This window comes from Microbacterium trichothecenolyticum (assembly GCF_000956465.1).
Classification (GTDB): domain Bacteria; phylum Actinomycetota; class Actinomycetes; order Actinomycetales; family Microbacteriaceae; genus Microbacterium; species Microbacterium trichothecenolyticum.
Map to the genome: position 1 here is coordinate 12,880 of NZ_JYJA01000018.1, position 26,068 is coordinate 38,947.

The window sequence follows — 26,068 nt, forward strand, 5'->3', positions numbered from 1 at the left end:
CTCAGGCGGCAGCGGCGATCCACAGGGGGGCACGGGCATGACCGACGGCACGACGAACATCGCGATCACCGACGCCCTGCCCGCTCCCCGCGGCGGCGGGCTGCGCGTCGCGGACCCCGGTCTCATCGGCCTGCTGGGCTTCGTGATCGCCACCGTCACGGCGCAGCTCGCGCATCTCGGCCTTCAGGACGACGCGCCCGTGTTCTGGGTGGGCGCCGTGTTCGGGGGTGTGGTGCAGGTGACCGCGGGCATGCTGTCGTACTTCGCGGGCGACAACTTCCACTTCATCGTGTACAACGCCTTCGGCTGGTACTGGATCGTGGTCCCGGGGTTCCTCCTCGGCGAGGAGCTCGGCTTCTTCGAGGTCACCGCGCAGGCGCGCGGCCTCTTCTCGCTCGTGTTCGCGATCCTGGCGCTGCTGTTCACGCCGGCCGGTGCGGCGCACAACTCCGTGCTGCCGATCACGCTGCTGAGCGTCTCGCTCGGGCTGGGGCTCCAGTCGATCGCGGCGTTCACCGCGACGGAGGGCCTCGCGATCACCGGCTCGATCCTGCTGATGGTGGCATCGGCGCTCGCGGCCTACATGCTCGTCGAGAAGTTCTACTGGCGGACCATCGGGCGCCGCGTCGTGCCCCTGGGACCGCCGTGGATCCTCGGTGATCCCAACCCGGAGTCCTGACGCCACGACGAGGACGCCGCCCCGCCTCAGGAAGGCGGGGCGGCGTCTCGATGCGGTGGATGAGTTCAGGCGCGGTAGACCTGCACCACCGAGGGGCGCGGCGCCGTGGCGACGGCGCCGGCCGCGGTCGAGCCGTAGTCCGGGAAGAGGGACGTCGGCGCGGCGAACGTGCCGCCCTCACCCGGGTGCTGCACGGCGACGAACACCAGGCCGTCCTTGTCGTGGATGACAGGACCGCACGTCTCAGCCTCGCGGGGCACCGACAGGAACTGCTGCACGTGGCCGCGCTCAGCGCCCTCGAGCGGCACGAGGAACAGGCCGTCGTTGTAGCCGATCGTGCTCGGCGCGCCGTCGGTCGAGATCCAGAGGTTGCCGGCGGAGTCGAACGCGACGTTGTCGGGGCAGGAGATGGGCGACACGAGCTCCTTCGGGAAGCCGGCGAAGTACGAGTTGCCGAACACCGCGGGGTCGCCGCACAGGAGCAGGATGCTCCAGCCGAACGTGGTGCCCGCCTGCCCGGCCGTCTCGGTCAGCTCGACCACATGGCCGTAGCGGTTCCCGGTGATGGGGTTCGCCTCGTCGATGCTCGCCACCGAGCGCGCCGAGTTGTTCGTGAGCGCGAGGTACACCTTGCCGGTCTTGGGGCTGGGCTCGACATCCTCGGGGCGGTCCATCTTGGTCGCGCCCACGGCATCCGCCGCCAGACGCGTGTAGACGAGCACCTGCTCGGTCGTGAACCCGGGGACGACGCTCTCTCCGTTGCGGGTGAGCGGGATCCAGGTGCCCGAGCCGTCGAACTTGCCGTCGGCCGGCAGCGCGCCGGTGCCTGTGATCTGGTTCGCCGGCGAGTTGCCCGAGAACTTGGCGACGTACAGGTCGCCCTCGCTCAGCAGCTGGAGGTTCTTCTTGCGCGAGCCCGAGATCCTGTTCTTCGAGACGAACTTGTAGAGGTAGTCGTTGCGCTCGTCGTCGCCCATGTAGGCGACCACGCGGCCGTCCTCGGCGACGATGACGTTGGCGCCCTCGTGCTTGAACCGGCCCATCGCCGTGTGCTTGCGGGGGGTCGAGGTCGGGTCCTGGGGATCGATCTCGACGATGTAGCCGAAGCGGTTGGGCTCGTTGACGTAGTCGGCGTTATGCGCGTCGAAGCGGGGGTCGTACTTGTCCCAGCCTGTCGATGTCGAGGTCGAGGATGAGGACTGGTAGCGCTTCTGCGCGGCGGTGTCGGCAGCCCAAGCGAAGTAGCCGTTGAAGTTCTCCTCGCCCGACAGGATCGTGCCCCAGGGCGTGGTGCCGCCCGCGCAGTTGCCGAGCGTCCCGTGCACCCAGCGGCCCTCGGGGTCGGCAGCGGTCTTCACCAGGTCGCTGCCGGCGGCGGGACCGGTGAGCTCGAACACCGTCTCGACCGTGATGCGACGGTTGCGCTTGCCGTCGACGACGTACGACCACGGCTCGCCGGTGCGCCTGCGGGTGATCTCCACGACCGACATGCCCTGCGCGGCCTTGTAGATGTCGCCCCGACGCTGCAGCTCGGCGGCGTCGGTGGTCGGCGGGAACATGATCTCGGGGTTGACGTACTCGTGGTTGTTCACGAGCACACCGGTCTTGCCGCTCGGGTCGGCGACGATGTCGAGGTAGTCGCTGTTGTAGCCGAACTGCACGGCCTGCGCGGCGGGCGTCTGGGCGTTGACGTCGAAGGCCGGAGCCTTCGAGAACAGCGGGTCGCCCCAGCGGATGATCGGCCGCCACGTGTAGCCGGCCGGGACGGTGAACTCGTCGACCAGACGGTTCACCGGCGCGATCGGGTCGAAGGGGAGGCTGCCGCCCGCGGGCCGCGCGAATGCGGCGCCCGCTCCCCCGACACCCGACGAGCCCGCGCCGGACACCGGCGTCTGCCCGCGGAGGCCGCCGACGGCGACAGCGACGGCACCTGCGGCACCCAGTCCGAGGAGCGCGCGACGCGACAGCGCGGCCGCGGCGACCTCCTGGAAGGTCTCGTTGTGCGACGAGTTGCACTCGGGGCCCAGGCACGCGTTGGCGCACTTGTACTGGCAGGTCACGGCGAGGCGCTTGCCTCGTGCGTGGTCTGCCATGGGCAGGGAACGGCGGAATCCTTCGATGATGCTCACGAGCGTCCTCTCGGCATGCATGACAGCGGGCTGGCGTGGGGTGGCGCCAGCCTCGCCGCGTGCGGCGAAGCTCATCGGAACCGGAGGTGAACGGCCGGCGACGAGGACATGAGAACGGCTTCATCGAGACGGATGCCGCATCCCCCCGTCGGCGGGACGCCGAACGGTCAGCCTGCCGGTGCGGATTCCAGCGAATTGACCGCCCGGATGAGGCGGTACAGCTCGCCCACGCGGAACTGGTCCAGTCGCAGGACCAGCCGCGGCCATTGCAGCTCGTCGTCGTCCTCGATCTCGACCGCGAGCGGTCCGCGCCGCTCGATGCCGCCTTCGGTGACGAGGTCGCCGAACGCGGCGTTGAGCGCCTCGACTTCAGCATCCGTCGGCTCGGCCTTCACGCGCAGCACGAGCCGCTTGCCGACCCACCGCAGCGAGTCGTAGTTGCGGTAGAACCCGGTGAGCTCGTCGACGGCGGCGGTCACCGAGTCGGTGATGAGCACCCGATCGAAGTCGCCCTTCGAGATCACGCCGGACGGAATCAGGTGATCGTCGACGAATCGGCGCAGCCCCGTCCAGAACGTGCCGCCGGGCGCGTCGAGCAGCACGATCGGGGTCGGATCGGCCTTGCCGGTCTGCTGCAGCGTCAGCAGCTCGAACATCTCGTCGAGCGTCCCGAAGCCGCCGGGAACGCAGACGAAGCCGCTCGACTCCTTCACGAGCATGAGCTTGCGCGTGAAGAAGTACTTCATCGCCACGCTGCGGGCGTTCGCGCCCACGACCGCGTTCGGCCTCTCCTCGAACGGGAGGCGGATCGACACGCCGAGCGAGTTGTGGGGGCCGGCGCCCTCGGCGGCGGCCTGCATGATGCCCGGTCCTGCGCCCGTCACCACCATCCACCCGCGCTCGGCGAGCGCGGTCGCCGCCTCGGACGCCTGGCGGTACAGCGCGTCGTCCGGCAGCGTGCGCGCGGAGCCGAAGATCGTGACCTTCGGAGTCCCCCGGTACGGCGCGAACAAGCGGAAGGCGGCGCGCATCTCGCTGAGCGCGGCCGATGTGATCTTGAGGTCGAGGCGCTCGGTGTCGTCGATCCCCAGTCCGATGCCCGTCGCGAGGATGCGGGCCACCAGATCGGTGCTCTCGGTGATGCCCGCTGCGGCGATGGTCGCGCGCAGCTCCTCGGTCACGGGATGCGGGATGGTTCCGGTGTCGCTGGGGCCCATGACGCCCAGAGTGCCACGCGGAGCCGCCGTTCGGTGGACGACGCGTGAACGATCTCGTCACGCCGGCGCGGAGCATGACGGATCGATATGGATACACCGTTGTATCCGAACGGTGGTCGGGTGCATCATTCTGCGTGGGGACACATGGCATGCGCGAGGGAGCGGATGCCACTGGGGGTGCGACATGACTGCTGATGAACCCTGGAGCCGCGGCGGCGGCGCCGGTGGCGGCGACGTCGGCTACAGCCCCGCACCACGAGCGACCGCCGAGGGGGTGGCGCCGCAGGAAGAAGCTGCCCCGACTGCATATGTCATCCCCCCGGACGGTCCGCCGCCGGCCCTCGACAGAGGGTCGGCGGCGCCCGCTCGATCGCGGCTGCCCGCCGTTCTCGCGCTCGCCCTCGGCGGTGCGGCGGCGCTCTCGTGCCTGCTCATGCTCTTCGACGGGTGGGGCCAGACCGCGGGGCCGTCGGTCACCGTGGCTCTCGCCGTCGCCGCGATCGCCGCGGGCATCGTCGCGCTCGAAGGGCGCGGGCGTCGCTCCGCGGCCGCAGTCGCGGGGGTGGTGATGGCGCTGGTCGCGGGCGTGTTCGGCGCCGCGAGCGCGATCGCGCAGCCCGATCTCGGCGTCCACGTCTACGGCTACGCGGACTGCCAGCTGCTCTCGGGAACCCCGCCGGACGACATCGACATCGACGCCGACGCCTACTCCTCGGCCTTCTTCGCACCGGACCTGGTGGGGGTCGACACCATCGCCGAACCCTCGTTCCCGTACGGGAGGACGATCACGGTCGCGCCGACCGCCGCGATGGAACCACGCGACATCGCGACGTTCACGGTGGATGCCCCCGTGGACGTCACCGACAGGGCCGCGGCGCCGCCGCAGAACGGGGTGTACGTCGCCGTGCCCGTCACGATGGAGGCGACGCCCGACGGCGGGCTGGACTGCTTCTCGTGGACTGCGCCTCCGAGCTACTGGTTCGTCTACGACGGCGACTACACGGAGTACACGACGGTGTCGATCCCCGGGTATCCCACCATCGAGGACGGCGGGCGCGACAACGGCGACGGCACTTTCACGTACTACGACATCTTCGACGTCTCGCAAGAGGACGTGTCGAACGGCGGATACGAGTTCGATCTGGTCGAGCCCGACGGGACGATCAAGTCGGTCTTCTGGGCGGAGACACCGTGATGAGCACTCCGATCACTCTGGAACAGCCGGCGACGGCCGAACTTCCGCGGCCGCGCGCGCCCTGGCCCGTGATCGCGGCCTTCTACCTCTGGTGGGTGTTGATCTTCGTGCAGTCCGTCGGGCTCGCGTGGATGGGACTCGTCTTCGGCCAGGCCGCCGAGGTCGGCGGTCCGGCCTGGGACATCCTCTTCGTCTACGTGCCGATCGGCCTGCCCACCCTCGCGCTCGTGGTCGTCGAGGTGGTCTTCGTGCTGCGACTGCGGCGCGCGAGCCGCGTGGCGCGTGTGGTGCTGGCCGTCCTCGCGCTCCCGGGCGCGGGCTGCGCGATGCTGATCCTGTCGAACATGTGGTGGGCGTGGCAGGCCGCGGCATCGTCGGTGGCGTTCGTCGGCCCCGACGTCGGCGGCGACACGACGTTCTGGGTGGTCGTGGGCGCCCTCTTCCTCACGGCGATCGCTGCGGCGATCCTGCCGTTCCTGCGGCCCGTCGGCCACTACTTCCGGAAGAGGCCGCGCTTCACTCCCCCGCCGGCGCCGCCCGTGCCCGAGCCCGGTCCCGGGCCCGGTCCCGGTCCCGGTCCCGGAGTCATCGTGACGGAGGAACCGCCGCCGCTCAGCGGGCGCTGAGGCGGGCGACGGCGTCGGCGACCGAGACGACCTCGCGGTCGCCGGTGCGGCGGTCCCAGAGCTCGACCTGGCCGTCGGCGGCGCCGCGGCCCACGATGACGATCTTGGGCACGCCGACGAGCTCGGCGTCGCCGAACTTCACGCCGGGCGAGACCTTGGGCCGGTCGTCGTAGAGCACGTCGAGACCCGCGGCCTCGAGGTCGGCCGACAGCTGCGCGGCCACATCGAACATCACAGGCTCGCGGCCGGCCGCGACGACATGCACATCGAACGGCGCGACCGAGGCGGGCCAGATGAGGCCCTTGTCGTCGTTGTTCAGCTCGGCGATGATCGCGAGGATGCGGGTCACGCCGATTCCATACGAGCCCATCGTGACGGTCACGAGCTTGCCGTTCTCGTCGAGGACCTTGAGGCCCAGCGCATCGGCGTACTTGCGGCCCAGCTGGAAGACGTGGCCGATCTCCATGCCACGGGCGAGCTCGACCGGACCCGAGCCGTCGGGTGCGGGGTCGCCCGCACGGACACTGGCGACCTCGACGAATCCGTCGCCGGTGAAGTCGCGGCCCGCGACGAGGGTGTGCACGTGCTTCTGGTCGATGTTGGCGCCGGTGACCCACGCGGTCCCGTCGACGACGCGGGGGTCGAGGAAGAACCGGATACCGGTCGCCGATTCCTCACCGAGCACCGCGCCGGTCTCCGACCAGGGGCCGATGTAGCCCTTCACGAGCAGCGGATTCGCCGCGAAGTCCTGCTCGGTGGCGGGCTCGACGGCGGCCGGGGCGAACGCCACCTCGACGCGCTTGTCGTCCACGTCGCGGTCGCCCGGCACGCCGACGATCACGAGCTCGCGCGTGCCGTCGAGGTGGGTGAGCGCCAGCACGACGTTCTTGAGGGTGTGCGCCGCCGTCCACTCGGTGACACCGTCGGTGGCGGGACCCGCGATGCCCGAGACGGGCGCCTCCAGGTGCGCGTTCGAGTGATCGACGAGCGTCTGGATCGTCGGCGTGTTCGGCGAGTCGAAGATCACGGGGGCGCCGAGCCCGTCGAGCGCGATGGGCTCGGGCGCGACGGTCGTGAACGCCTCGACGTTCGCGGCGTACCCGCCGGCCGAGCGCACGAAGGTGTCTTCGCCGACGGCGGTCGGGTGCAGGAACTCCTCGGAACGAGAACCGCCCATCGCCCCGGCATCCGCCTGAACGATGACGTATTCGAGACCGAGGCGCTGGAAGATGCGCTCGTACGCGTCACGCTGCGCCATGTAGCTCGCGTCCAGTCCGGCGTCGGAGGAGTCGAACGAGTACGCGTCCTTCATCGTGAACTCACGGCCGCGCAGGAGGCCCGCGCGGGGGCGCGCCTCGTCGCGGTACTTGTCCTGGATCTGGTAGATCGTCAGCGGCAGGTCCTTGTACGACGAGTACAGGTCCTTCACGAGCAGCGTGAAGACCTCCTCGTGCGTGGGCGCGAGGAGGTAGTCGGCGTCCTTGCGGTCTTTCAGACGGAAGATGCCGTCGCCGTATTCCTCCCACCGATTGGTGATCTCGTAAGGCTCCCGCGGAAGCAGCGCCGGGAAGTGCACCTCGTACGCACCCGCGTTCGTCATCTCTTCGCGGATGACCTGCTCGACCTTCGCCTTCACGCGCAGACCCAGCGGCAGCCACGCGAAGATGCCAGGCGCCTGACGCCGGATGTAGCCGGCGCGCACGAGCAGCTTGTGGCTCGTGACCTCGGCATCAGCGGGGTCTTCACGGAGCGTGCGGAGGAAGAAGTGCGACAGACGGGTGACCACGAGGGTCAAGTTTAGGGCGAACGGATGCTGCGCCCCCTCGCCGATGTCGATCCCGGTCTTCCGACGAGCACCGGTGCCTACACTGATCGGGTGCCCGCACGTCGACCCCGACTCGCTCCCACGCAAGCCCACGACGAGCTCGTCGAGTCGCTCGCGCACCTGCGCGAGGACCTGGAGCTTGCGGCCGCCTTCCCCGCCGAGGTGGAGGCCGAGGCGCATCATGCGGCGAGTGCCGTCGCCACCGATCCGGACGCGGCGCAGCTCGACGATCTGCGCGACATCGACTTCGTGACGATCGATCCTGAGGGGTCGGTGGATCTCGACCAGGCCCTCCACCTCGAACGCACCGGGACCGGGGCGGTGCTGCACTATGCGATCGCCGACGTCCCCGCCTTCGTGATCCCGGGTGGCGCGATCGACGCCGAAGCGCGGCTGCGCGGACAGACCCTCTACGCGGCGGACGGCCGGATCCCGCTGCACCCCGTCGTCATCAGCGAGGACGCGGCGTCGCTGCTGCCGGATCAGGACCGGCGGGCGTTCGTCTGGCGGTTCGTCCTCGACGACCGGGCACGGCCGGTCGAGACGACGCTGCGGCGCGCGATCATCCGCTCACGGGCGCGATGGAGCTACGTCGACGCCCAGGCCGCGGTCGATGCCGGCACCGCTCCCCCGAGCCTCGAGGCGCTCGCCTGGTTCGGCCCGCTGCGGCTCGAACGCGAGGCCGAGCGCGGCGGAGCGAGCCTGAACGTGCCGGAGGCCCGCATCGTCGCCGACGACGGCGGCTATCGGCTCGAACGCGACGCGCCGCTCGCCATCGAGGACTGGAACGCGCAGGTCTCCCTCCTCACCGGCATGGCGGCCGCCGACATCATGCTGAAGGGCCGCGTGGGCATCCTGCGTACGATGCCCGCCGCCGAAGCCGACGACGTCGCCGCGTTCCGAGCCCAGACGGTGGCGCTCGGCATCCCCTGGCCTGCCGACGTCCCTTACGGCGACTACCTGCGCGGTCTCGAGCGCGACTCGCCCGCCGCGCTCGCGATTCTGGATGCCGCGGCGGGCCTCTTCCGCGGCGCGGGTTACGCGACCTTCGACGGTGCACCGCCCGCCGACCCGTTGCAGGCGGCGATCGGCGCACCCTATGCCCACGCCACCGCGCCGCTGCGGCGCCTCGTCGACCGCTGGTCGCTCGTGATCTGCGAGGCCCTCGCGAACGGGCAGGAGGTGCCCACGTGGGCACGGGAGAGCCTTCCGTCGCTGCCGAAGATCATGGCGCGCAGCGACGGCGTGGCGAACCGTCTCGGCGCGGCGACCGTCGATCGGGTCGAGGCCGCACTCCTTTCCGGTCACGAAGGCGAGGTCTTCGAATCCGTGGTCCTCGGCCAGCGAGGCGACGGCGCCCGCGTGCAGCTCACGGATCCGCCGGTCACCGCGAAGGTCGCGGGGCTCGACGCGGCCGCGGGGGCGACCGTGCGCCTGCGGCTCGAGACCGTCGACATCGACTCGGGCACCGTCGTGCTCGAGCACACGGCATAGCGTGGTCGCATGACGACAGTGCTGCTCACCGGGTTCGAGCCGTTCGGCGGCGACTCCTCCAACCCGTCGGGAGCGGCCGTGAACCTCGTGGCTTCGCGCTGGGAAGGACCGGAACTGCTCGTCACCGCCGTGCTGCCGGTGACGTTCGCCGGCGCAGCGGAACGGATGCGCGAACTGCTGGCAGAACATCAGCCCGACGTCGTCATCGCCACCGGGCTCGCGGGCGGTCGCGCCGCCATCGGCGTCGAGCGCGTGGCGGTCAACCTCGTCGACGCGCGCATCCCCGACAACGACGGCGACCAGCCCGTCGACGTGCCGAGCGTGACCGGTGCCGCGCCCGCGCATTTCGCGACGCTCCCCGTGAAGGAGATCGCGCGGCGCATCGCCGACTGCGGGATCCCCGCCGAGGTGTCGTACTCGGCGGGCACGTTCGTCTGCAATCACGTGTTCTTCACGGCGCTCGAGGCGGCGGCATCCGGAACCCGTGCCGGATTCGTGCACGTTCCGTGGTCTGCCGAGCTCGCGCCCTCGACGGATGCGACCGCCCTGCCCCTCTCGGACATCGCCCGTGCGCTCGAGATCGCGGTGCGGACGAGCCTCGACGTGACGACCGACACCGCCGTGCCCGGCGGGACGCTTCACTGAGCAGGCTGGGGCGTCAGCGGACGGCGGGCTCGACGGACGCGGCCACGGCCGCCGCGGCAGCGGTCACGGTCGCGACGATCGCGGCGCGGCGTGCTGCGATGCGTGCGGCGCCATCGCCCGCGTCGGGAACGATGAGGGCGTCGAGCTGCGGCAGCACCGGCCAGGCGTTGACGAGGCTCACGAGCGTGAGGAGGAGCTCCCCTGCCTCGACGCGGCCCACGCCCGGCAGCATGCGCTGGATGCGTGTGACCTTCTCGGCGTGGAACTCGGCTCGCACGGGGCTCGCGGCCGCCGCGATGCCGCGTTCGAGTCCTTCCCAGTAGACGAGGCGCGGGATGTGGCCGTTCGCCATGTGGTGGTCGAACAGCCGCGCGGCGTAGTCGCCTACTGCCTGCGGCCCGGTGCCCTCGACCTGGACCGCCTGCAGCGCGGCCTGGAGCGCCTCGGCCAGCACCGTGGCGAAGAGCTCGTCCTTCTTGCCGAAGTACTGGTAGATGCGCTCCTTGTTCACGCCGGCGGCGGCGGCGATGCGGTCCACACGTGCTCCGGCGAGCCCGTGCTCGCTGAACTCCGCCGTCGCCGCTTCGAGGAGCAGCCGCCGGGTGCGCTCGGTGTCCCACGCCATGTGCCGATGATAACGAAGAATCCAACTGGATGGTTGCGGAATAGTCTGCGCGGTGATTCACTTACAACCAGCCAGTTGCAACCATTCAGTTGGCTTCTCGGAAGGATGCCGCACATGTCCGTTTCTTCGACCACCGAGCCTGTCCGCATCGAGGCCCCGGTTCCCGTGCCGTCCGTCCACGTCCGCGCCGTCATCACATGGCTGGCGATCTTCCCTCTCGTGTCGGTGGGGATGCTGCTGCTGGGACCTGTGTCGGAATCGTGGCATCCCATCCTTCGGGCGCTGGTGCTCACCGCCGTCGTGGTGCCGCTCGCGGTCTACGTCGTCGTGCCGCGTCTCCTCGGCGTCTACGCGTCGCTTCGCCGGCGGCGCGCACGTCGCGAGGGCTGAGGCCGCCGCGTCCTCCTCACGGATGCGGCGCGGTCAGCGCGAGCGGCGGCCGAAGTGGAGCACTTCCCGCACGACGAGACCTGCGACCAGGGCCCAGAACGCGGCGCTCACGCCCGCGATCGCGACGCCGGACGCGGCCACGAGGAACGTCACGACGGCCGGCAGCCGTTCCCCCGGATCGTCGATCGCCTGCTGCACCGCCGAGCCGAAGGCGCCGAACAGCGCGATGCCGGCGACCGCCGGGATCACCGATTCCGGCGCCACCACCACCAGTGCGACGAGCGCAGCCGACAGCCCGCCGAGCACGATGCCGCTCGCACCCGTCGACACGCCCGCCACCCAGCGCCGCTTCGGGTCGGGATCGGCGTCCGGTGCTGCGGCGAGCGCGGCGCTGATCGCGGCGAGGTTGATCGCGTGTCCGCCGGCCGTCGCGCCGATCGCGGTGCCGACACCGGTCACGAGCATCGCGGGCCGCCACGGCACCTGGTAGCCGAAGCTGCGCATGATCGCGATGCCCGGCACGTTCTGCGACGCCATCGTCACCAGGAACAGCGGCAGCGCGAGTCCGACGACCGCGCCGAAGGTGAGCGTCGGCGCCGTGAACTCGAGTCGGGGAACGAGCAGCGCGGGATCGATCGTCGCGCCCGTGACCACGACATCCACCGCCACGACGACGGATGCCGCGACGAACGCGAGCGGCACCGCCCACCGCGGCGCGAGCCGCACGAACACGAGCCACGTGACGAGGACCGGTACGACTCCCCACGGGTTCAGGACCAGCCCGGTGATCGGGGCGAGACACAGCGGAAGCAGCACGCCGGCGAGCATCGCCTGTGCGATCGACGGGGGGATCCGCGCGATGAGCCGGCCGAGCTGTGGCCAGAGCGCCGTCAGCAGGATGAGGCCGGCGGTCACGAGGAACGCGCCGACCGCCGCCGGCCAGCCGCCCTCGACGGCTCCAGTGGCCGCGAGCACCGCGGCGCCCGGCGTGGACCACGCGACGGTGATCGGCATGCGATAGCGCCACGCCAGGAGGATCGCCGACGCACCCATCGTGAGGCACAGCACGAGGAGGCCGCTCGCCGCCTGCGCGCGCGACGCCCCCACGGCGTCGAGGCCCGTGAGCACCACGGCGAACGAACTCGTGACGCCGACGAGAGCGGTCACGATGCCCGCGACGATCGGCCGCGACAGCGGTGCGGCCTCGGGCGGAGCGGGCGAAGGATCCGACGCCGCCGCGCCGGTCGAGGAGTCCTCGGTCATGCCTCTTGCCGTCGCGATCCTCGCGATGCGGTCACGATGCGCCGCCCGCGATGCCGGCGACCGCGAGGGCCACGAGCAGGCAGGTCACCACGATCATGATCACGTTGACCCGACGGACGGCATCCCCCGGATCGGCGACGCCGTCCCGCTCCGCACCGGCCACAGCGAGTCTGCGCGCGATGGACGCCGCGACCCGGCCGGCGGGCGTGGTCGCGCTGCCGACCGTCAGCTCGGCCACCCTCCTGACGGGCTGGAACCCGCTCGCGTGCGCGTCCGCGGATCGCATCGCCTCCATTCCGAGGTTCTGCTGCCCCGGCACAGCCCACGCCCGCACACGCCGGCCGCCGCGGAGGAGGAAGTCGAGCGTGAAGCCCGATGCCACGCCGTCGAGGGCGGAGAACGCGAAGGTGGTGGTCGTGAACGTGTTCCGCACGTGCACCGCGTCGGTCTCCACCGTCACGCGGGGCCACACCGCGAACGCCCACAGCAGCCACACCACCAGACCCAGCCCGACCGAGAATCCGAGGTAGCGAGGGTCGAACACCGGCAGCAGCACGAGGACGATGCCCGCGGCGCCCGCCCCGACCGTCAGCGGCACGAAACGCAGGCGCTCGTACACCTCGACATCGCCGACCCTGCGCAAGTGCACCATGCGCTCACAGTAACGGAGCCCTTGCACGGCCCCGTGCGGCGGGCCTCAGCGCGCGTCGAACTCCGACAGCACGTCCGCGATCATGCGATGGCCTTGCGCCTCGAACCGGGTGTCGCCGACCTGATGCGCCCAGCAGGCCGTGCCGATGGCCTCGCGCGCTCGCAAGAGGATCCACCGAGACGGATGCCGGGGGTCCCGGCCGTAGCCGTCGAAGAAGGCCCTCTCGCACGCGGGGTTCTCACACCATTCCTGCGCGGCGAGCCGCACGAAGTCCGTGGCAGCGGGGCGGAACGCGAAGCGCCCGAAGTCGATGACGCGCACCTCGTCGCCGTCGACCAGCCAGTTGCGCGGCTGCCAGTCTCCGTGGGTGGGAACGAGGTCGTCTTCGATCGGCGGCAGCGCGGCGAGCATGCTTCGCAGCCGGCGCTCGACGTCTGGCGCGATCGCGGCGGACGAGTCCAGCCAGGCGATCGCGCGGCGGGTGGCGGCAGCATCCGTCCCCGCAGAGGGCTGCGTCGCCTGCGCATGGAACTGCCGCAGCAGCGCGCCCGCACGACGATGGATCTCGGGGTCGACGCCTGCGGCCGTGCGGTACGCCAGTTCGCCGGGCAGCCAGTCGAGCACCAGGACGCGGGCCTGGCGATCGGCCCATCGCAGCCTCGCCGCGTGACCGCGCTCCGCCCACGCGGAGACGTACCCGCCCTCGTGCGCGTCGAGCTCGCGGCCGAGGTGGTGATCGGCGTCGCCGCCCGCCTTGACGATGAGCGCGCGATCGCCCTGGCGCACCTGCAGCACGACGGTCTCGACCTGGTTCCAGCTGAGGTCCGCGATGACTTCGGCGCCGGGGAGCCACGCTGCGACGAGGGCACGCTGCCGCGGCGACAGACGGCCGAAGCCGGCGCCGGCAGGCGGCATCGCGGGCGGGTGCACCCTCGGATCCTGCCATGCCCGCGGGGATCGTGCGCGTAGGGTCGGTCTGTGCGTCGACTCGTCCCCGCGTTCACGCTTGCAGCGACAGCGGCCGGCCTGAGCGTGCTCGCGTGGGCGGAGTACGTGAACCGGCGCGCCTCCTACCGCGCGCTCGGCGACAGCGCAGCCCCCGAGGGCATCGAGGCGGTGGTGGTCCTGGGCTACCACGATCGAGGGCCGAAGGCGAACTTCGTCAACCGGTACCGCGTTCGCGTGGGGCTGCGTTCGCGGAGTCCCCGGGCGCGCGACAGCGTGCTCGTGCTGTGCGGAGGCAGCGTCGGCGGCGACATCCCCGAGGCCGAGCTGATGGCGCGCTACGCCCGCGAGAGCCGCGGGTACACCGGACGGATCCTGCTCGACACCACGAGCACGACCACGCAGCAGAACATCGAGAACGCGATCGCGCTGGTCGAGGACGCAGACGCCATCAAGGTCGTGTCGAACCCGCCCCACGCCGCGGTCGGACGCGAGCACCTCTGGAGCCTGAGACCGGATCTCGCCGCGCGTCTCGCGCGAGGCGCGGACTACCGCTTCGGCGAGGCGCCGCTGCTCAAAGTGGCTGCGGCCGTCATCGCCGGCCGGTACCACGCGCGGCGGCGGGCCGCGCACCGATGACCGGCGCGGCGCTACGACGCGACGACCTGCGCGGTGCCGATCGGAGCGTCGGGGCCCATCTCGTCGGCGATGCGGTTCGCCTCTTCGATGAGGGTCGCGACGATATCGGCCTCGGGCACCGTCTTGATGACCTGACCCTTCACGAAGATCTGGCCCTTGCCGTTGCCCGACGCGACGCCGAGGTCGGCCTCGCGGGCTTCGCCCGGGCCGTTCACGACACAGCCCATCACCGCGACACGCAACGGGACTGTCATGTCCTTGAGGCCCTCGGTCACGTCGTCGGCCAGCGTGTAGACGTCGACCTGGGCGCGACCGCACGACGGGCACGAGACGATCTCGAGCTTGCGCTCGCGCAGGTTGAGCGACTGCAGGATCTGGTGGCCGACCTTGACCTCCTCGGCAGGAGGGGCCGACAGCGAGACGCGGATCGTGTCGCCGATGCCCTCGGAGAGGAGGATGCCGAACGCCGTCGCCGACTTGATGGTGCCCTGGAACGCCGGGCCGGCCTCGGTCACGCCGAGGTGCAGAGGCCAGTCGCCGCGCTCGGCGAGCTGCCGGTAGGCCTTGACCATGACGATCGGGTCGTTGTGCTTGACCGAGATCTTGAAGTCGTGGAAGTCGTGCTCCTCGAAGAGGGATGCCTCCCACACGGCGCTCTCGACGAGCGCCTCGGGCGTGGCCTTGCCGTATTTCTCGAGCAGCCGCTTGTCGAGAGAGCCGGCGTTGACGCCGATGCGCAGCGACACCCCGGCGGCTTTCGCCGCGGCCGCGATCGCGCCGACCTGGTCGTCGAACTTGCGGATGTTGCCGGGATTCACGCGCACCGCGCCGCAGCCGGCGTCGATCGCCTGGAACACGTACTTCGGCTGGAAGTGGATGTCGGCGATCACCGGGATCTGGCTCTTCGCCGCGATGATGTGCAGCACATCGGCATCGTCCTGCGACGGGACGGCGACACGCACGATCTCGCAGCCCGAGGCGGTGAGCTCGGCGATCTGCTGGAGCGTCGCGTTGATGTTCGTGGTCGGCGTCGTGGTCATCGACTGGACGCTGACGGGGGCGTCACCGCCCACCAGCACCTTGCCCACCTTGATCTGGCGGGTCTTGCGACGGGGGGCGAGCGTTTCGGGGACCTTGGGCATCCCGATGTTGACGGCTGGCACGTCTGACAGCCTACGCGCAGCGAGTGTGGCCCGGCCGCCTGCGGACGGGGCCGAGCGAGCAAGCGTGGAGCGCCGCAGGCGCGACTAGGCGTCGGCGCGGGGCGCGGGCTGGGCGTCGGCCCGGTCCGGCTCCGAGCCGGTGAGGGCACGGATCAGCGTGCGCGCGTCGTACGGCCCCACGTGCCGCACGCCGTTGATGAAGAACGTCGGCACGGACGTGATGTCCATCGCCTCGGCATCCAGCATGTCGTCTCGCACCCGCTCGGTCACCTTCGGCGAGCTGAGGTCCTCCTCGAAGCGCTCGACGTCGAGACCGAGCTCGCGGGCTCGCCGGATGATGTCGGACGGCAGCTGGTGGTCCTGATCGGCGAACAGGCTGCGTGAGAACTCCGGCAGCCTGCCCTGCAGATTCGCGGCTTCGGCGGCCTCCGCCGCAGCGAGCGCGTTCGGATGCTGCCGCTCGAGGGGGGCGTGTCGCCAGACGTACCGCAGCCGGTCGCCGAGCTCCCGGCGCACCTCCTCGATCGATCCGGACGCCTTGAGGCAGAACGGGCACTGGAAGTCGCCGTACTCGACGATCGTGAGCGGCGCGTTCACGTCGCCGTAGATGTGGTCGCGCTTGGGATCGACCGCGCGCACCAGGGTGCGGCCGCCGTCGTCGTCGGGCCGCCGGGCGTCCGAGATGCGGAATACGATCGCGGCGAGGATGAACGCGAGGACGGATGCTGCGAGCACACCGACGCGCGCCTCGTTCTGCACGCCGGGGTCGTCGATCGCGAGATCGATGATGAAGAGCGAGATCGTGAACCCGATGCCGCACAGCATCGCGCCGCCGGCGATGCGGTCGAGGGTGAGGCCGAGCCCGAACTCGCCGAGCTTGAACACCTTCATGATCGCGGCCGCGCCGAAGACGCCGACGAACTTGCCGACGACGAGCCCCACGATGATCGCCCACGTGACCGGCGACTGCACCGCCGCCGCGAGGATCGGCCCCGAGATCTCGACGCCCGCGTTGGCGAGTGCGAACAGCGGAAGGATGACGTACGCCACGTACGGGGAGTACGCCGACTGCAAGCGCTCGTTGATCGAGATCGATTCGCGCAGACTGTTCGCCGCCTGCCGGGCGTACTCGGTGTTCGGCGACTGGCGGAACACCCGGGCGAGCTCGAGCGCCTGCTCGACGTCGCGGCGATTCGGCCGGTAGACGGGGATCAGCAGGGCGATGGCGACACCGGCGAGCGTCGGATGCACGCCCGACGCGAGGAACGCCAGCCACACGATGATCGAGAGGGTCGCGTAGATGGGGCCGCGACCGCGGCGCAGGTAGCGGGTGAAGTAGATGCCCGCGAGCCCGACCGCCGCGACCACGAGCGGCAGCGGCGTGAAGTTCTCGGTGTAGAAGAGCGCGATGATGCTCAGCGCTCCGATGTCGTCGACGACCGCGAGCGCGAGCAGGAACACGCGCAATCGGCCGGAGGCGCGAGGCCCGATGAGGGCGAGCGCGCCGACGAGGAACGCGGTGTCGGTCGAGATCACCACGCCCCACGCGTGCTCGCTGCCCGACCCGGCGGCGATCGCGAGGAAGAGCCCTGCCGGCACGAGCAGCCCCGCGATGGCGGCCATCACGGGGATCATCGCGCGCGACCAGCTCGTGAGCTCGCCGATCGCGAACTCCCGACGCACCTCGAGCCCGACGGTGAAGAAGAAGATGGCCATGAGCGCGTCGTTGACGAGCGCATGCAGCGTGAACTCGAGATGGATGTCGCCGAACCCGATCGTCAGCTCCGTCTCCCAGAAGTCGTGGTACGACGTCGCGGAGATGTTCGCCCAGACGATCGCGACGAGGGTCGCGAGCACCAGCAGCAGGGCGCCGGTGCGCTGTTCGCCCATGTTGCGGATGCGGTCGGCGATCGACGGACCGCGACGAGGGCGCGGCTCCGGCCGTGCGGGCTCGGGCGAGCGCTCGGTGATGGTCAGCTGGGTCATGGCGTACCTTCGCGACGCGGGGATGCGTGGGAAACGGGCTGGCCCCAGTATGGTGCGTAACGCACGGCCGGTGGGCCGATGGCGGGAGCGGGCGTGTGGTAGGTTCGGCGCATGTCCGCGCACCTCTCCTGGTGGCTCACCGCATAGGCGGTGGGTTTCGCGCGACCCCAAGACCGCCCACGGGGCGGTCTTCTTTTTCGTAAGGGACTCCGCCCCACGACGAAAGACGACGCACATGTCCGGGCCCGCCTCCCCGTCCCTTCCCGACCTCGCTGCGAGCGGACTCCCGTTCGCGCTCATCGCTCGTGACGACCGCACCGTCGAGGTGCTGACCGGCGATGTCGTCGACGTCGACCTCCTCGCCGACATCCCGCTGACCGGAGCGTCCGGCGCGCCGAACGAGGTGCTCGCGCTGGTCCCGTTCCGTCAGGTGCGCGAGCGCGGGTTCGAGTGCCACGACGACGGCGCACCGCTGCGCTGCCTCATCGTGCAGGATCGCGCCTCGCTCCCCCGCGACGAGGCTCTGGCCCAGCTGCCGACCGCCGCGGTCGCCCTCGAGAACCCCGGCTTCGACATCGCCGACGAGGAGTACGCCCAGATCGTGCGGCGCGTGATCGCCGATGAGATCGGTCGCGGCGAGGGCGCCAACTTCGTCATCCGTCGCGATTTCACCGCGGGCGTGTCGACGGATGCCGCCACCGCCGCCCTGACGTGGTTCCGGGCCCTCCTCGAGCACGAGCGGGGCGCGTACTGGACCTTTGCGGTCGTCACCCCCGGCCATGTCGCCGTGGGCGCGAGCCCCGAGGCGCACGTGAGCGCGCGCGACGGTGTCGTGACGATGAACCCGATCTCCGGCACGTTCCGCCACCCCGCGGGAGGGGCCACCCCCGAGACGCTCAGCGAGTTCCTCCGCTCGACGAAGGAGACCGAGGAGCTCTTCATGGTCGTCGACGAGGAGCTCAAGATGATGAGCGCCGTCTGCTCGGACGGCGGCCGCATCACGGGCCCCCACCTCAAGGAGATGTCGCGGCTCACCCACACCGAGTACGTGCTGCGGGGCCGCAGCAGGCTCGACCCGCGCGACATCCTGCGCGAGACGATGTTCGCGCCGACGGTGACCGGCTCGCCGATGCAGAACGCGTGCACGGTCATCACGCGTCACGAGACGACCCCTCGCGGCTACTACTCGGGCGTCGCGGCGCTCTTCACTCCCCGTGTGCCTCGACAAGCCCAGCAACCCGGAGGGGCGGGCGAGGCGACCCACGACCTCGACGCGCCGATCCTCATCCGCACCGCCTACCTGCAGGACGGCCGGCTGCGCGTGCCGGTCGGGGCAACGCTCGTGCGCCACTCCGACCCGTACGGCGAGGTCGGCGAGACCCACGGCAAGGCCGCCGGCGTGCTCGGCGCGATCGGCGCCGTTCCCCGCGACATCGAGGCCGAGTCCACGGCCGCCGGCAGCGAGGTCATCGACGAGGACGCACCCGCGGCGGCTCCGCGCCGCCTCGCCGACGACCCGGCGATCGCCGACCTCCTGGCGTCGCGCAACGGACGCCTGGCCGAGTTCTGGCTCAACCCGCAGGGCTCGGGCGAACCCGGACCCTTCGAGGGGCGCTCGGCGCTCGTCGTCGACGCCGAGGACCGCTTCACCACGATGCTCGCCCACCAGCTGCGCCACCTCGGGCTCGAGGTGGAGATCTCGCCGTGGAGCGAGGTCACCGACGCCCAGATCGATGCGGCGGAGCTCCTCGTGACCGGCCCGGGGCCGGGTGACCCTCGCGACGTGTCGAGCCCCCGCATCCGTCGTATGCGCGAGGTCGTCGCGCGTCGCCGCGCCGCCGGCCGGCCGCTCCTCGCGGTATGCCTGAGCCACCAGATCCTCGCCGACACGTTCGGCATCGACCTCGCGCCGCTCGACGCGCCGCACCAGGGCCTGCAGAAGTCGGTCGACGTCTTCGGCGTGCCGGCATCCATCGGCTTCTACAACACCTTCACCGCGCGCGTCCCCGCCGGAACGACGCGCGCGGGCGAGGCGGAGGTCGCCGCCGACGCGGCAGGTGACGTCTATGCGCTCCGCGGTCCCGGGTTCGCCTCGGTGCAGGGACACCTCGAGTCGATCCTGTCGCGCGACGGCATGACGACGCTCCAGCGGCTCGTGGAGCAGGCGCTGAGTCCCGTCCCCGCTTGACCCGCGCCCCCTTGCTCCTCGTCTCCGGGTTTGGGGCGCATTTGCTCCCATGGGGCGTCGATTCTGCGCCCCAACGGACAACATGCGCCCCAAACCAGAAGGGGACGACGGATGCTGCGGCTCAGCGCCCCGCGCGGGTGGCGAGCAGGCGGCGCTCGGCCTCGTTGGCCGTGAGCTCGAGGGCGCGCAGGTCCGCGGCGAGCGCCTCGTCGTCGCGTCCGAGGTCGCGCAGCAGCGACGCCCGCACGGCGTGCCAGAGATGCGATCGTGCGAGCGGGTCCTCGAGCGCGTCGACCTCGGCGAGCGCGACGGCCGCACCGTCGACCCGGGCGAGCGCGACCGCGCGGTTCAGCCTCACCACCGGCGACCGGTCGTACGCGAGGAGCAGGTCGTAGAGCGTGAGCACCTGCAGCCAGTCGGTGGACGCCGCGTCGGCGGCATCCGCGTGGCATGCTGCGATCGCGGCGTGCAGCTGCCAGCGTCCGGGCCGCCGCAGGCGCGCCGCCCGCCCGAGCGCGTCGCGCGCGCCGGCGAGCAGCGCCGCGTCCCACCGCGTGCGGTCCTGTTCCGCGAGCAGCACGAGCTCGCCGTCGACCGACCGAGCCGACTCGCGAGCCCGGTGGAACCGCAGCAGCGACAGCAGTCCCCACGCCTCCGCCGCGTGAGGAAGAGCCTCGGCGACCACCCGGGCCAGCCACAGCGCATCGTCGGCGAGGTCGCGGTCAGCCGCGGCATCCGCCCCCGCCACGAAGTGGGCCTCGCTGTACATCACCGACACGATCGTGAGCACGAGGTCGAGCCGCGCGGCCGCGTCCGCCCCCTCGGGGACGCGCAGGGGGATGCCGCTGTCGGCGATCTTGCGCTTGGCCCGCGAGATCCGCTGCCCGGTGGCGGGCTCGGTCGAGAACGTGGCCCGGGCGATCTGCGCGGTCGTGAGGCCGCACACCGCCCGCAGCGTGAGAGCGAGCTGCGCATCGGGCGCGAGCGCGGGGTGGCAGCATCCGAAGAGGAGCGGAAGCCGCTCATCCGCCGGCGCGCCGTCGACCGCCGGCTCAGGTGCGAGCAGCGCGACCTTGTCCCGGAGCACCCGCTCGCGCCGCACGCGGTCGAGGGCGTTGTGCCTCGCCGCCTGCATCAGCCAGGCGCCGGGCTTCGGCGGGATCCCCCGGCCGCGCCACTCGCGCAGGGCCTCCTCCACCGCCTCGGCGACCGCCTCCTCCGCCACGTCGAAGCTTCCGAACGAGACGGTCAGCGCCGCCGTGATCCGGGCGGACTCCTCGCGCACCACGCCGGCGAGGAGGCGATCGGATGCCGCGGCCCCGGCGCCGCCCGGGTGTTCCGGGTCGCGCGGGGTCGCAGCATCCGTTGCGGACATCACTCGAATTGGCTGTAGTCGGTCACCATCGGGCGGATCTCGATCGCGATGCCGGGGAATTCCATCGACGGCCAGGTCTTCACCAGGGTGATGGCCGCGTCCAGGTCGGGCACGTCGAGCACGCTGAAGCCGCCGATGACCTCCTTGGCCTCGGAGAACGGCCCGTCGACGACGACGGGGCCGTCGGGACCGTACTTCACCGTGGTCGCCGTCGAGAGGGGCATCAGCTCGGCGCCCCCGTCGGAGATCTGGGCCGAGTTGGTCTGGAACCATTCGTAGATCCGCCCGTAGACCTCCTGGCGTCGCTCATCCGGGACGGCGGCGTCGAGCTCGGGGGTCGAGGTGAACATGATCACGTACTTCACGGTCGTGTCCTTTCGTCAGTGGAACCGTTGCATCCCTACAGCGAACGGACAAGACCGATTTCGACACGACCGACCGAGATTCTTCTCGGCTGGTCCGCGGGCGTCAGAAGAGCGTGACGGGGTTGAAGAGGTCGGCGAGGATGAGGATGCCGCCCATCACGAGCAGCGCCACGAACACGGCGAACGTGAGCGGCACGAGCTTGGTCGCATCCACCGGCTTGGGCGGCGGACGCCGGAAGAGCTTGGCCCACAGCCGCTTGATGCCCTCCCAGAGGGCCACCGCGATGTGGCCGCCGTCCAGCGGCAGCAGCGGGATGAGGTTGAACACGAACAGGGCGATGTTCAGCGACGCGAGCAGCGACAGGAATCCCGCGACGCGGTTGAGCACGGGCGAGTCCGCGGCGGCGACCTCACCGGAGAGCCGGCTCGCGCCGACGATGCTCAGCGGCCCGTTCGGATCGCGCGGCTGCCCCGTGACGAGGTCGACGCCGGTCTGCCACACCTTCGCAGGCAGCTGCCAGATGATGCCCGCGACCGCGCCGACGTTCTGGACAGCCATCTGCGGCCCTGCCCAGATCGGCTGCTGCACGTACTCCACGCTGGGGCCGATGCCCACAAACCCGACCTCCTGGGTGGTGGTCGTGCCGTCGGCCGCCGTCACCTCGGTCTGGATCGTCGCCGGCGTGACCTGCAGCGTCTGCTCGCTGCCGTCGCGTTCGACGACGAAGGTCAGCTGCTCGCCGGGCGAGGAGCGGATGATGGCGGATGCCGCGGCGAAGTCGGCGACCGGCTCCCCGTCGATCGACACGATGACGTCACCGGGCTGGATGCCGGCGGCCTCGGCCGGAGCCGCGGGAGACGCGTCGGTGCACTCGGTCGAGCTCGTCGTGGGGACGCACTCCGACAGGCGGGCGACCTCCGTCGTCGCGGTCTGGACACCGATTCCGGTGAGCAGGATCGAGAACAGCACGATGGCGAAGAAGAAGTTCATCAGCGGGCCGCCGAGCATCACGACGATGCGCTTGTGGATCGGCAGGCGATAGAACACGTGCGTGTCGTCATCGCCGTGCAGCGTCTCGTCGTTCGCGTCCCGGGCGTCCTGGACCATCGTCGCGAAGAAGCCCCCGGCGGCGCGGCCGTCGCGTCTGGCCGCCTGCGGCGACGGCGGGTACATGCCTGCCATCGAGATGTAGCCGCCGAGCGGGATCGCCTTGAACCCGTACTCGGTGCCGCGCCAGCGCTTCGACCACAGCGTCGGGCCGAACCCGATCATGTACTGGCCGACGCGCACGCCGAACTTCTTGGCCGGCCAGAGGTGGCCGAGCTCGTGCAGCGCGATCGACACGGCGAGGCCCACGACCATGAGGGCGACACCGATGACGAACGCGAGGATCTCCACACGCTCACGGTACCCGCGCCAGCCTTTGAGTTGGGTGTGACGACCGCCCACCGTCGGCGGGCGCAGGGCGCCTCGCTGCTCCCGTAGGCTCGACGCGAGGAGGAGCCGTGACCCCACGCCATGTGCGCGCGCTGCGCGGCACCGCTGCCGCGTGGGTCGCGACGGTGGTCGCCGCCACGGCGCACACCCTCAGCGGGGGCGGCGCACCGTCGCCCGCCTTCGTCGCGGCGGTCGGCATCCTCGCTGCTCCCTTCGCGGTCGCCCTCGTCGGCCGGCGGCTGTCCGCGTGGCGCGTCGGCGCCACGGTGCTCGCGAGCCAGGGTCTGTTCCACGTCGCCTTCGCCGTGACCGCCGACGCCGATCCCGCGGCGCTGCACGGCCACCACGTGACGCACCTCGGCGGCGACCTGAGCGCCGTCGTCCTCCCCGACTCCCCCATGCTCGCCGCGCACGTGCTCGCGGCGATCGCGACCGTTGCCGCGCTGTACGGCGGGGAACGGATGCTGCGTGCCCTGGGCCGCGGCATCCGTTCGCTCTTCTCCCGCGCCCGCGCGATCGCGCCACGGCCGCCGATGCCGCGGTTCGCGCCGGCGCCGGCCGGTCCGGTGGTCGTCGCGGCGCGGATCGTCCTGTCGGACGTCTCGCGGCGCGGTCCTCCCGTTCTCGTCTGAGCGGCGCCGCGCGCCGCACCGCAGCCGGCCCGCGCCCATGCGCGCGCCGGAACCCTCCTGCGCGCCCGGCTCCCGCCGGCGCGCCCCGATCGGCGATCCCGCCGACGACTCAGACGAAAGACGACACCACAGCCATGACCGATTCCATCTCCCGTTCCTCTCGCACCCGCCGCCTCGTGATCGGCGTCACCGCCGGCCTCGCCCTCGCGATCGGCGCACCGCTCGCCGCGTCGGCCCACGTCCATGTGACTCCCGAGACGGCGTCCGCGGGCGCGACCGCGACACTCACGTTCTCGTTCTCGCACGGCTGCGACGGCTCCCCCACGACGGCCCTCGCGGTCGACATCCCCGCAGGCGTCGGCAACGCCACTCCCGTCGTGCAGGGCGGCTGGACCATCACGCGCGAGCTCGGCGCCGACGGCGTGCCGACGCGCGTCGTGTACACCGCCGACACCCCGGTCGAGGACGGCCTGAAGGCCGCCGTCTCGATGGACGTGCTCTTCGCCGAGGGCACGGCCGACTCGACCCTCGCGTTCCCGGTGACACAGACCTGCGCCGAGGGCGAGACGGCGTGGACCCAGATCGCCGAGGACGGCGAGGACCCGCACGACCTCGACGCGCCCGCGCCGCTGGTCGCGGTCGGCGCCGTCGCGGACGACGCGGACGCCGGACATGGTGACGCCGAGGACGCCGGCCATGCGTCGGATGATTCAGCCGCGGCCGCTGCGGATGCCGGGGACGCGGCATCCGTCCCCTCCGCCGACCCGGTCGCGCGCTGGCTGGCGGCCGGCGGACTCGCCGCGGGGATCGCGGCGCTCGTGGTCGTGCTGGTGCGCGGACGCCGCAGGGCCTGACGCGAACCGCCGCCGGTCGTCGGGCGAGCGCACCACCCGCCGCTCGACGACCGGCCCCATGCGAAGATGGATGCGCCATGCCGACCGACGCGCCTTCGAACCTGCCCCCGGTACTCCGTCCCGACGCGCCGCCGACACACTCGCTCGCAGACCTCGCGGCACGCTTCGCCGTCGACGTCCGCGGTGACGTCGCCGACGCCACACTGACGGGCCTCACCCTCGCGACCGCCGACCTCCGCCCCGGCGACGTGTTCGTCGCCGTGCAGGGCGTCAACCGCCACGGTGCCGAGTTCTCCGCCACGGCCGCCGAGAAGGGTGCTGTCGCGGTGGTGACGGATGCTGCCGGCGCCGACGCCGCGGCAGCGAGCGGGCTGCCCGTGGTGCTGGTCGAGAATCCGCGCGCGGTACTGGGCGAGCTGTCGGCCTGGGTCTACAGCACGGGCCGCGACGACGACCTCCCCACGCTGTTCGGCACGACCGGGACCAATGGCAAGACGAGCGTCTCGCACCTGCTGGAGGGCATCCTCGGGCAGCTCGGCGTGACGACCGGCCTCTCCTCGACCGCCGAGCGCCACATCGCCGGGCAGGTCATCGTGTCGCGGCTGACGACCCCCGAGGCGTACGAGATGCACGCCCTCCTCGCCCTCATGCGCGAGCGCGGCGTCGAGGCCGTCGCCGTCGAGGTGAGCGCGCAGGCGCTCAGCCGCCGCCGCGTCGACGGCATCGTGTTCGACGTCGCCGGCTTCACGAACCTCACCCACGACCACCTCGACGACTACGCCGACATGCGCGAGTACTTCGAGGCGAAGCTGCCGCTGTTCCGCACGGACCGTGCCCGCCGCGCGGTCGTGTGCGTCGATTCCGAGCCCGGTGCCGAGGTGGTCGCACGCAGCGAGGTGCCGACGGTCACCGTGGGCACGCCCGCCCTCGCGTCGGATCCGGATGCCGCGGCCGCCGCCGACTGGGTGGTCGAGATCCTCGACGAGCGCCAGGTCGGCACCGAGTTCCGCCTCACCGCCCGCGACGGGCGCACGCTGACCACGCTCGTCCCCGTGATCGGCCGCCACATGGCCGCCAACGCCGGGCTCGCGATCGTGATGATCCACGAGGGCGGGTACACCTGGGAGCGCCTGGTCGAGGCCCTCGACGGCGGCCGGATCGAGGCGTACCTGCCGGGTCGCACCGAGCTCGTCTCGGGCGAGACCGGCCCCGCCGTGTACGTCGACTTCGGCCACTCCCCCGACGCCTTCGAGAAGACGCTCTCGGCGGTGCGCCGCGTCACGCCGGGCAAGGTCGTCATGCTGTTCGGCGCCGACGGCGACCGCGACGCCACGAAGCGCCACGACATGGGCCGCACCGGAGTCGAGGGCAGCGACATCCTCGTCATCACCGACCACCACCCCCGTCATGAGGACCCGGACTCGATCCGCGCGACCCTCGTCGAGGGCGCGCGTCGCGCGCAGCCGGATGCCGAGATCTACGAGTTCTCGCCGCCCGAGCGCGCGATCATCGAGGCCGTCGCACTCGTCGGCGACGGCGACGCGATCCTCTGGGCCGGTCCCGGTCACCAGGACTACCGCGACATCCGCGGCGTCCGCACGCCCTACTCGGCGCGCGAGCTCGCCCGCCGCGCGCTGCGCGAGGCCGGCTGGCCCGTGCCCGAGCCGCACTGGCCGGTGCCGTACCCGGAGCACGAGACCCCGGCATCCGACCCCCTGCGTCCGGTCCATCCCGAATCCTGAG

The 26,068-nt window shown here is 71.4% G+C and carries 23 protein-coding genes; 11 read left to right on the top strand and 12 right to left on the bottom strand.

The window, feature by feature from the left end:
- The first annotated feature begins 37 nt into the window (after positions 1–37).
- Positions 38–679: an acetate uptake transporter family protein gene (locus tag RS82_RS01180; RefSeq protein WP_084695390.1), complete on the top strand. Its 642-nt coding sequence runs from the start codon at positions 38–40 to the stop codon at positions 677–679.
- A gap of 65 nt (positions 680–744) precedes the next feature.
- Here the strand turns inward: RS82_RS01180 and RS82_RS01185 are convergent, their stop codons facing one another.
- Both RS82_RS01185 and RS82_RS01190 read right to left on the bottom strand, forming a co-directional pair.
- Complete coding sequence (locus RS82_RS01185; protein ID WP_084695392.1) at positions 745–2,772, bottom strand: PhoX family protein; 2,028 nt, start codon at positions 2,770–2,772, stop codon at positions 745–747.
- Positions 2,773–2,975: 203 nt separating this feature from the next.
- Entirely contained in the window at positions 2,976–4,025 is a 1,050-nt protein-coding gene (locus tag RS82_RS01190; protein ID WP_045296357.1) for an LOG family protein, read from the bottom strand.
- Positions 4,026–4,209: 184 nt separating this feature from the next.
- Between RS82_RS01190 and RS82_RS01195 the strand changes: the two genes are divergently transcribed.
- Together RS82_RS01195 and RS82_RS01200 are read left to right on the top strand one after the other, a co-directional pair.
- Complete coding sequence (locus RS82_RS01195) at positions 4,210–5,220, top strand: hypothetical protein (RefSeq protein WP_157005263.1); 1,011 nt, start codon at positions 4,210–4,212, stop codon at positions 5,218–5,220.
- The gene (locus tag RS82_RS01200; protein WP_045296359.1) at positions 5,220–5,846 is read left to right on the top strand and encodes a hypothetical protein; all 627 of its coding nucleotides are present in this window, start codon (positions 5,220–5,222) and stop codon (positions 5,844–5,846) included. The genes RS82_RS01195 and RS82_RS01200 overlap by 1 nt, the downstream gene beginning before the upstream one ends.
- Here the strand turns inward: RS82_RS01200 and RS82_RS01205 are convergent.
- A complete protein-coding gene (locus RS82_RS01205) occupies positions 5,833–7,632 on the bottom strand; it encodes a proline--tRNA ligase (RefSeq protein WP_045296403.1) in 1,800 nt (599 codons plus the stop codon). The two genes, RS82_RS01200 and RS82_RS01205, sit on opposite strands and share 14 nt — an antisense overlap.
- A 90-nt stretch (positions 7,633–7,722) precedes the next feature.
- Here RS82_RS01205 and RS82_RS01210 point away from each other — a divergent pair, with 90 nt between their 5' ends.
- Both RS82_RS01210 and pcp read left to right on the top strand, forming a co-directional pair.
- The gene (locus RS82_RS01210; protein WP_157005266.1) at positions 7,723–9,165 is read left to right on the top strand and encodes an RNB domain-containing ribonuclease; all 1,443 of its coding nucleotides are present in this window, start codon (positions 7,723–7,725) and stop codon (positions 9,163–9,165) included.
- A 9-nt stretch (positions 9,166–9,174) separates the two neighbouring features.
- Positions 9,175–9,810: a pyroglutamyl-peptidase I gene (pcp, locus tag RS82_RS01215; RefSeq protein ID WP_045296361.1), complete on the top strand. Its 636-nt coding sequence runs from the start codon at positions 9,175–9,177 to the stop codon at positions 9,808–9,810.
- Between the two features lie 13 nt (positions 9,811–9,823).
- Here the strand turns inward: pcp and RS82_RS01220 are convergent, their stop codons facing one another.
- Complete coding sequence (locus tag RS82_RS01220) at positions 9,824–10,435, bottom strand: TetR/AcrR family transcriptional regulator (protein WP_045296362.1); 612 nt, start codon at positions 10,433–10,435, stop codon at positions 9,824–9,826.
- A 114-nt stretch (positions 10,436–10,549) separates the two neighbouring features.
- Here RS82_RS01220 and RS82_RS01225 point away from each other — a divergent pair, with 114 nt between their 5' ends.
- A complete protein-coding gene (locus RS82_RS01225; protein ID WP_045296363.1) occupies positions 10,550–10,825 on the top strand; it encodes a putative antibiotic biosynthesis monooxygenase in 276 nt (91 codons plus the stop codon).
- Positions 10,826–10,858: 33 nt separating this feature from the next.
- Here RS82_RS01225 and RS82_RS01230 read toward each other — a convergent pair whose 3' ends face one another.
- The 3 genes from RS82_RS01230 to RS82_RS01240 are packed head-to-tail and all read right to left on the bottom strand — an operon-like array spanning position 10,859 to position 13,670.
- On the bottom strand, positions 10,859–12,088 hold the full coding sequence (locus tag RS82_RS01230) for a benzoate/H(+) symporter BenE family transporter (protein ID WP_045296364.1): 1,230 nt from the start codon (positions 12,086–12,088) through the stop codon (positions 10,859–10,861).
- Between the two features lie 31 nt (positions 12,089–12,119).
- Positions 12,120–12,740, bottom strand: a complete 621-nt coding sequence (locus RS82_RS01235) for a hypothetical protein (protein WP_045296365.1) — start codon at positions 12,738–12,740, stop codon at positions 12,120–12,122.
- Between the two features lie 45 nt (positions 12,741–12,785).
- Complete coding sequence (locus tag RS82_RS01240) at positions 12,786–13,670, bottom strand: aminoglycoside phosphotransferase family protein (RefSeq protein WP_245619481.1); 885 nt, start codon at positions 13,668–13,670, stop codon at positions 12,786–12,788.
- A 48-nt stretch (positions 13,671–13,718) separates the two neighbouring features.
- On the opposite strand from RS82_RS01240, the gene RS82_RS01245 reads away from it, so the two are divergent.
- Positions 13,719–14,324 carry a YdcF family protein gene (locus tag RS82_RS01245; protein WP_211255835.1) on the top strand — a complete coding sequence of 202 codons (606 nt, stop codon included), beginning with the start codon at positions 13,719–13,721 and terminating at the stop codon, positions 14,322–14,324.
- An 11-nt stretch (positions 14,325–14,335) separates the two neighbouring features.
- Here the strand turns inward: RS82_RS01245 and ispG are convergent, their stop codons facing one another.
- A complete protein-coding gene (ispG, locus tag RS82_RS01250) occupies positions 14,336–15,487 on the bottom strand; it encodes a flavodoxin-dependent (E)-4-hydroxy-3-methylbut-2-enyl-diphosphate synthase (RefSeq protein ID WP_211255836.1) in 1,152 nt (383 codons plus the stop codon).
- A gap of 84 nt (positions 15,488–15,571) precedes the next feature.
- On the bottom strand, positions 15,572–17,473 hold the full coding sequence (gene nhaA / locus RS82_RS01255) for a Na+/H+ antiporter NhaA (protein ID WP_045296366.1): 1,902 nt from the start codon (positions 17,471–17,473) through the stop codon (positions 15,572–15,574).
- Positions 17,474–17,708: 235 nt separating this feature from the next.
- Here nhaA and RS82_RS01260 point away from each other — a divergent pair, with 235 nt between their 5' ends.
- The gene (locus RS82_RS01260) at positions 17,709–19,661 is read left to right on the top strand and encodes an anthranilate synthase family protein (RefSeq protein WP_045296367.1); all 1,953 of its coding nucleotides are present in this window, start codon (positions 17,709–17,711) and stop codon (positions 19,659–19,661) included.
- A gap of 121 nt (positions 19,662–19,782) precedes the next feature.
- On the opposite strand, the gene RS82_RS01265 is transcribed toward RS82_RS01260, so the two are convergent.
- The 3 genes from RS82_RS01265 to RS82_RS01275 form a co-directional block, all read right to left on the bottom strand.
- Complete coding sequence (locus RS82_RS01265) at positions 19,783–21,036, bottom strand: RNA polymerase sigma factor (protein WP_045296368.1); 1,254 nt, start codon at positions 21,034–21,036, stop codon at positions 19,783–19,785.
- On the bottom strand, positions 21,036–21,401 hold the full coding sequence (locus tag RS82_RS01270) for a YciI family protein (protein WP_045296370.1): 366 nt from the start codon (positions 21,399–21,401) through the stop codon (positions 21,036–21,038). Before RS82_RS01270 ends, RS82_RS01265 begins: the two co-directional genes overlap by 1 nt.
- A gap of 103 nt (positions 21,402–21,504) precedes the next feature.
- Positions 21,505–22,800: a M50 family metallopeptidase gene (locus RS82_RS01275; RefSeq protein WP_045296371.1), complete on the bottom strand. Its 1,296-nt coding sequence runs from the start codon at positions 22,798–22,800 to the stop codon at positions 21,505–21,507.
- A gap of 107 nt (positions 22,801–22,907) precedes the next feature.
- Here RS82_RS01275 and RS82_RS21270 point away from each other — a divergent pair, with 107 nt between their 5' ends.
- From RS82_RS21270 to RS82_RS01290, 3 genes are all read left to right on the top strand, one after another.
- The gene (locus RS82_RS21270; protein WP_052676637.1) at positions 22,908–23,471 is read left to right on the top strand and encodes a hypothetical protein; all 564 of its coding nucleotides are present in this window, start codon (positions 22,908–22,910) and stop codon (positions 23,469–23,471) included.
- A 134-nt stretch (positions 23,472–23,605) separates the two neighbouring features.
- Positions 23,606–24,325, top strand: coding sequence for a YcnI family copper-binding membrane protein (locus tag RS82_RS01285; RefSeq protein ID WP_045296375.1), 720 nt, complete (start codon positions 23,606–23,608; stop codon positions 24,323–24,325).
- Positions 24,326–24,402: 77 nt separating this feature from the next.
- Positions 24,403–26,067, top strand: a complete 1,665-nt coding sequence (locus RS82_RS01290) for a Mur ligase family protein (RefSeq protein WP_045296376.1) — start codon at positions 24,403–24,405, stop codon at positions 26,065–26,067.
- Position 26,068: the final 1 nt, after the last annotated feature.

Coding starts and splice junctions, on each gene's coding strand:
- RS82_RS01190 (WP_045296357.1), bottom strand. CDS start 4,025: ATGGGCCCCAGCGACACCGGAACCATCCCGCATCCCGTGACCGAGGAG.
- RS82_RS01285 (WP_045296375.1), top strand. CDS start 23,606: ATGACCGATTCCATCTCCCGTTCCTCTCGCACCCGCCGCCTCGTGATC.
- RS82_RS01265 (WP_045296368.1), bottom strand. CDS start 21,036: ATGTCCGCAACGGATGCTGCGACCCCGCGCGACCCGGAACACCCGGGC.
- RS82_RS01220 (WP_045296362.1), bottom strand. CDS start 10,435: ATGGCGTGGGACACCGAGCGCACCCGGCGGCTGCTCCTCGAAGCGGCG.
- RS82_RS01235 (WP_045296365.1), bottom strand. CDS start 12,740: ATGGTGCACTTGCGCAGGGTCGGCGATGTCGAGGTGTACGAGCGCCTG.
- RS82_RS01200 (WP_045296359.1), top strand. CDS start 5,220: ATGAGCACTCCGATCACTCTGGAACAGCCGGCGACGGCCGAACTTCCG.
- RS82_RS01230 (WP_045296364.1), bottom strand. CDS start 12,088: ATGACCGAGGACTCCTCGACCGGCGCGGCGGCGTCGGATCCTTCGCCC.
- nhaA (WP_045296366.1), bottom strand. CDS start 17,473: ATGACCCAGCTGACCATCACCGAGCGCTCGCCCGAGCCCGCACGGCCG.
- RS82_RS01185 (WP_084695392.1), bottom strand. CDS start 2,772: ATGGCAGACCACGCACGAGGCAAGCGCCTCGCCGTGACCTGCCAGTAC.
- RS82_RS01290 (WP_045296376.1), top strand. CDS start 24,403: ATGCCGACCGACGCGCCTTCGAACCTGCCCCCGGTACTCCGTCCCGAC.
- pcp (WP_045296361.1), top strand. CDS start 9,175: ATGACGACAGTGCTGCTCACCGGGTTCGAGCCGTTCGGCGGCGACTCC.
- RS82_RS01195 (WP_157005263.1), top strand. CDS start 4,210: ATGACTGCTGATGAACCCTGGAGCCGCGGCGGCGGCGCCGGTGGCGGC.
- RS82_RS01225 (WP_045296363.1), top strand. CDS start 10,550: ATGTCCGTTTCTTCGACCACCGAGCCTGTCCGCATCGAGGCCCCGGTT.
- RS82_RS01180 (WP_084695390.1), top strand. CDS start 38: ATGACCGACGGCACGACGAACATCGCGATCACCGACGCCCTGCCCGCT.
- RS82_RS01260 (WP_045296367.1), top strand. CDS start 17,709: ATGTCCGGGCCCGCCTCCCCGTCCCTTCCCGACCTCGCTGCGAGCGGA.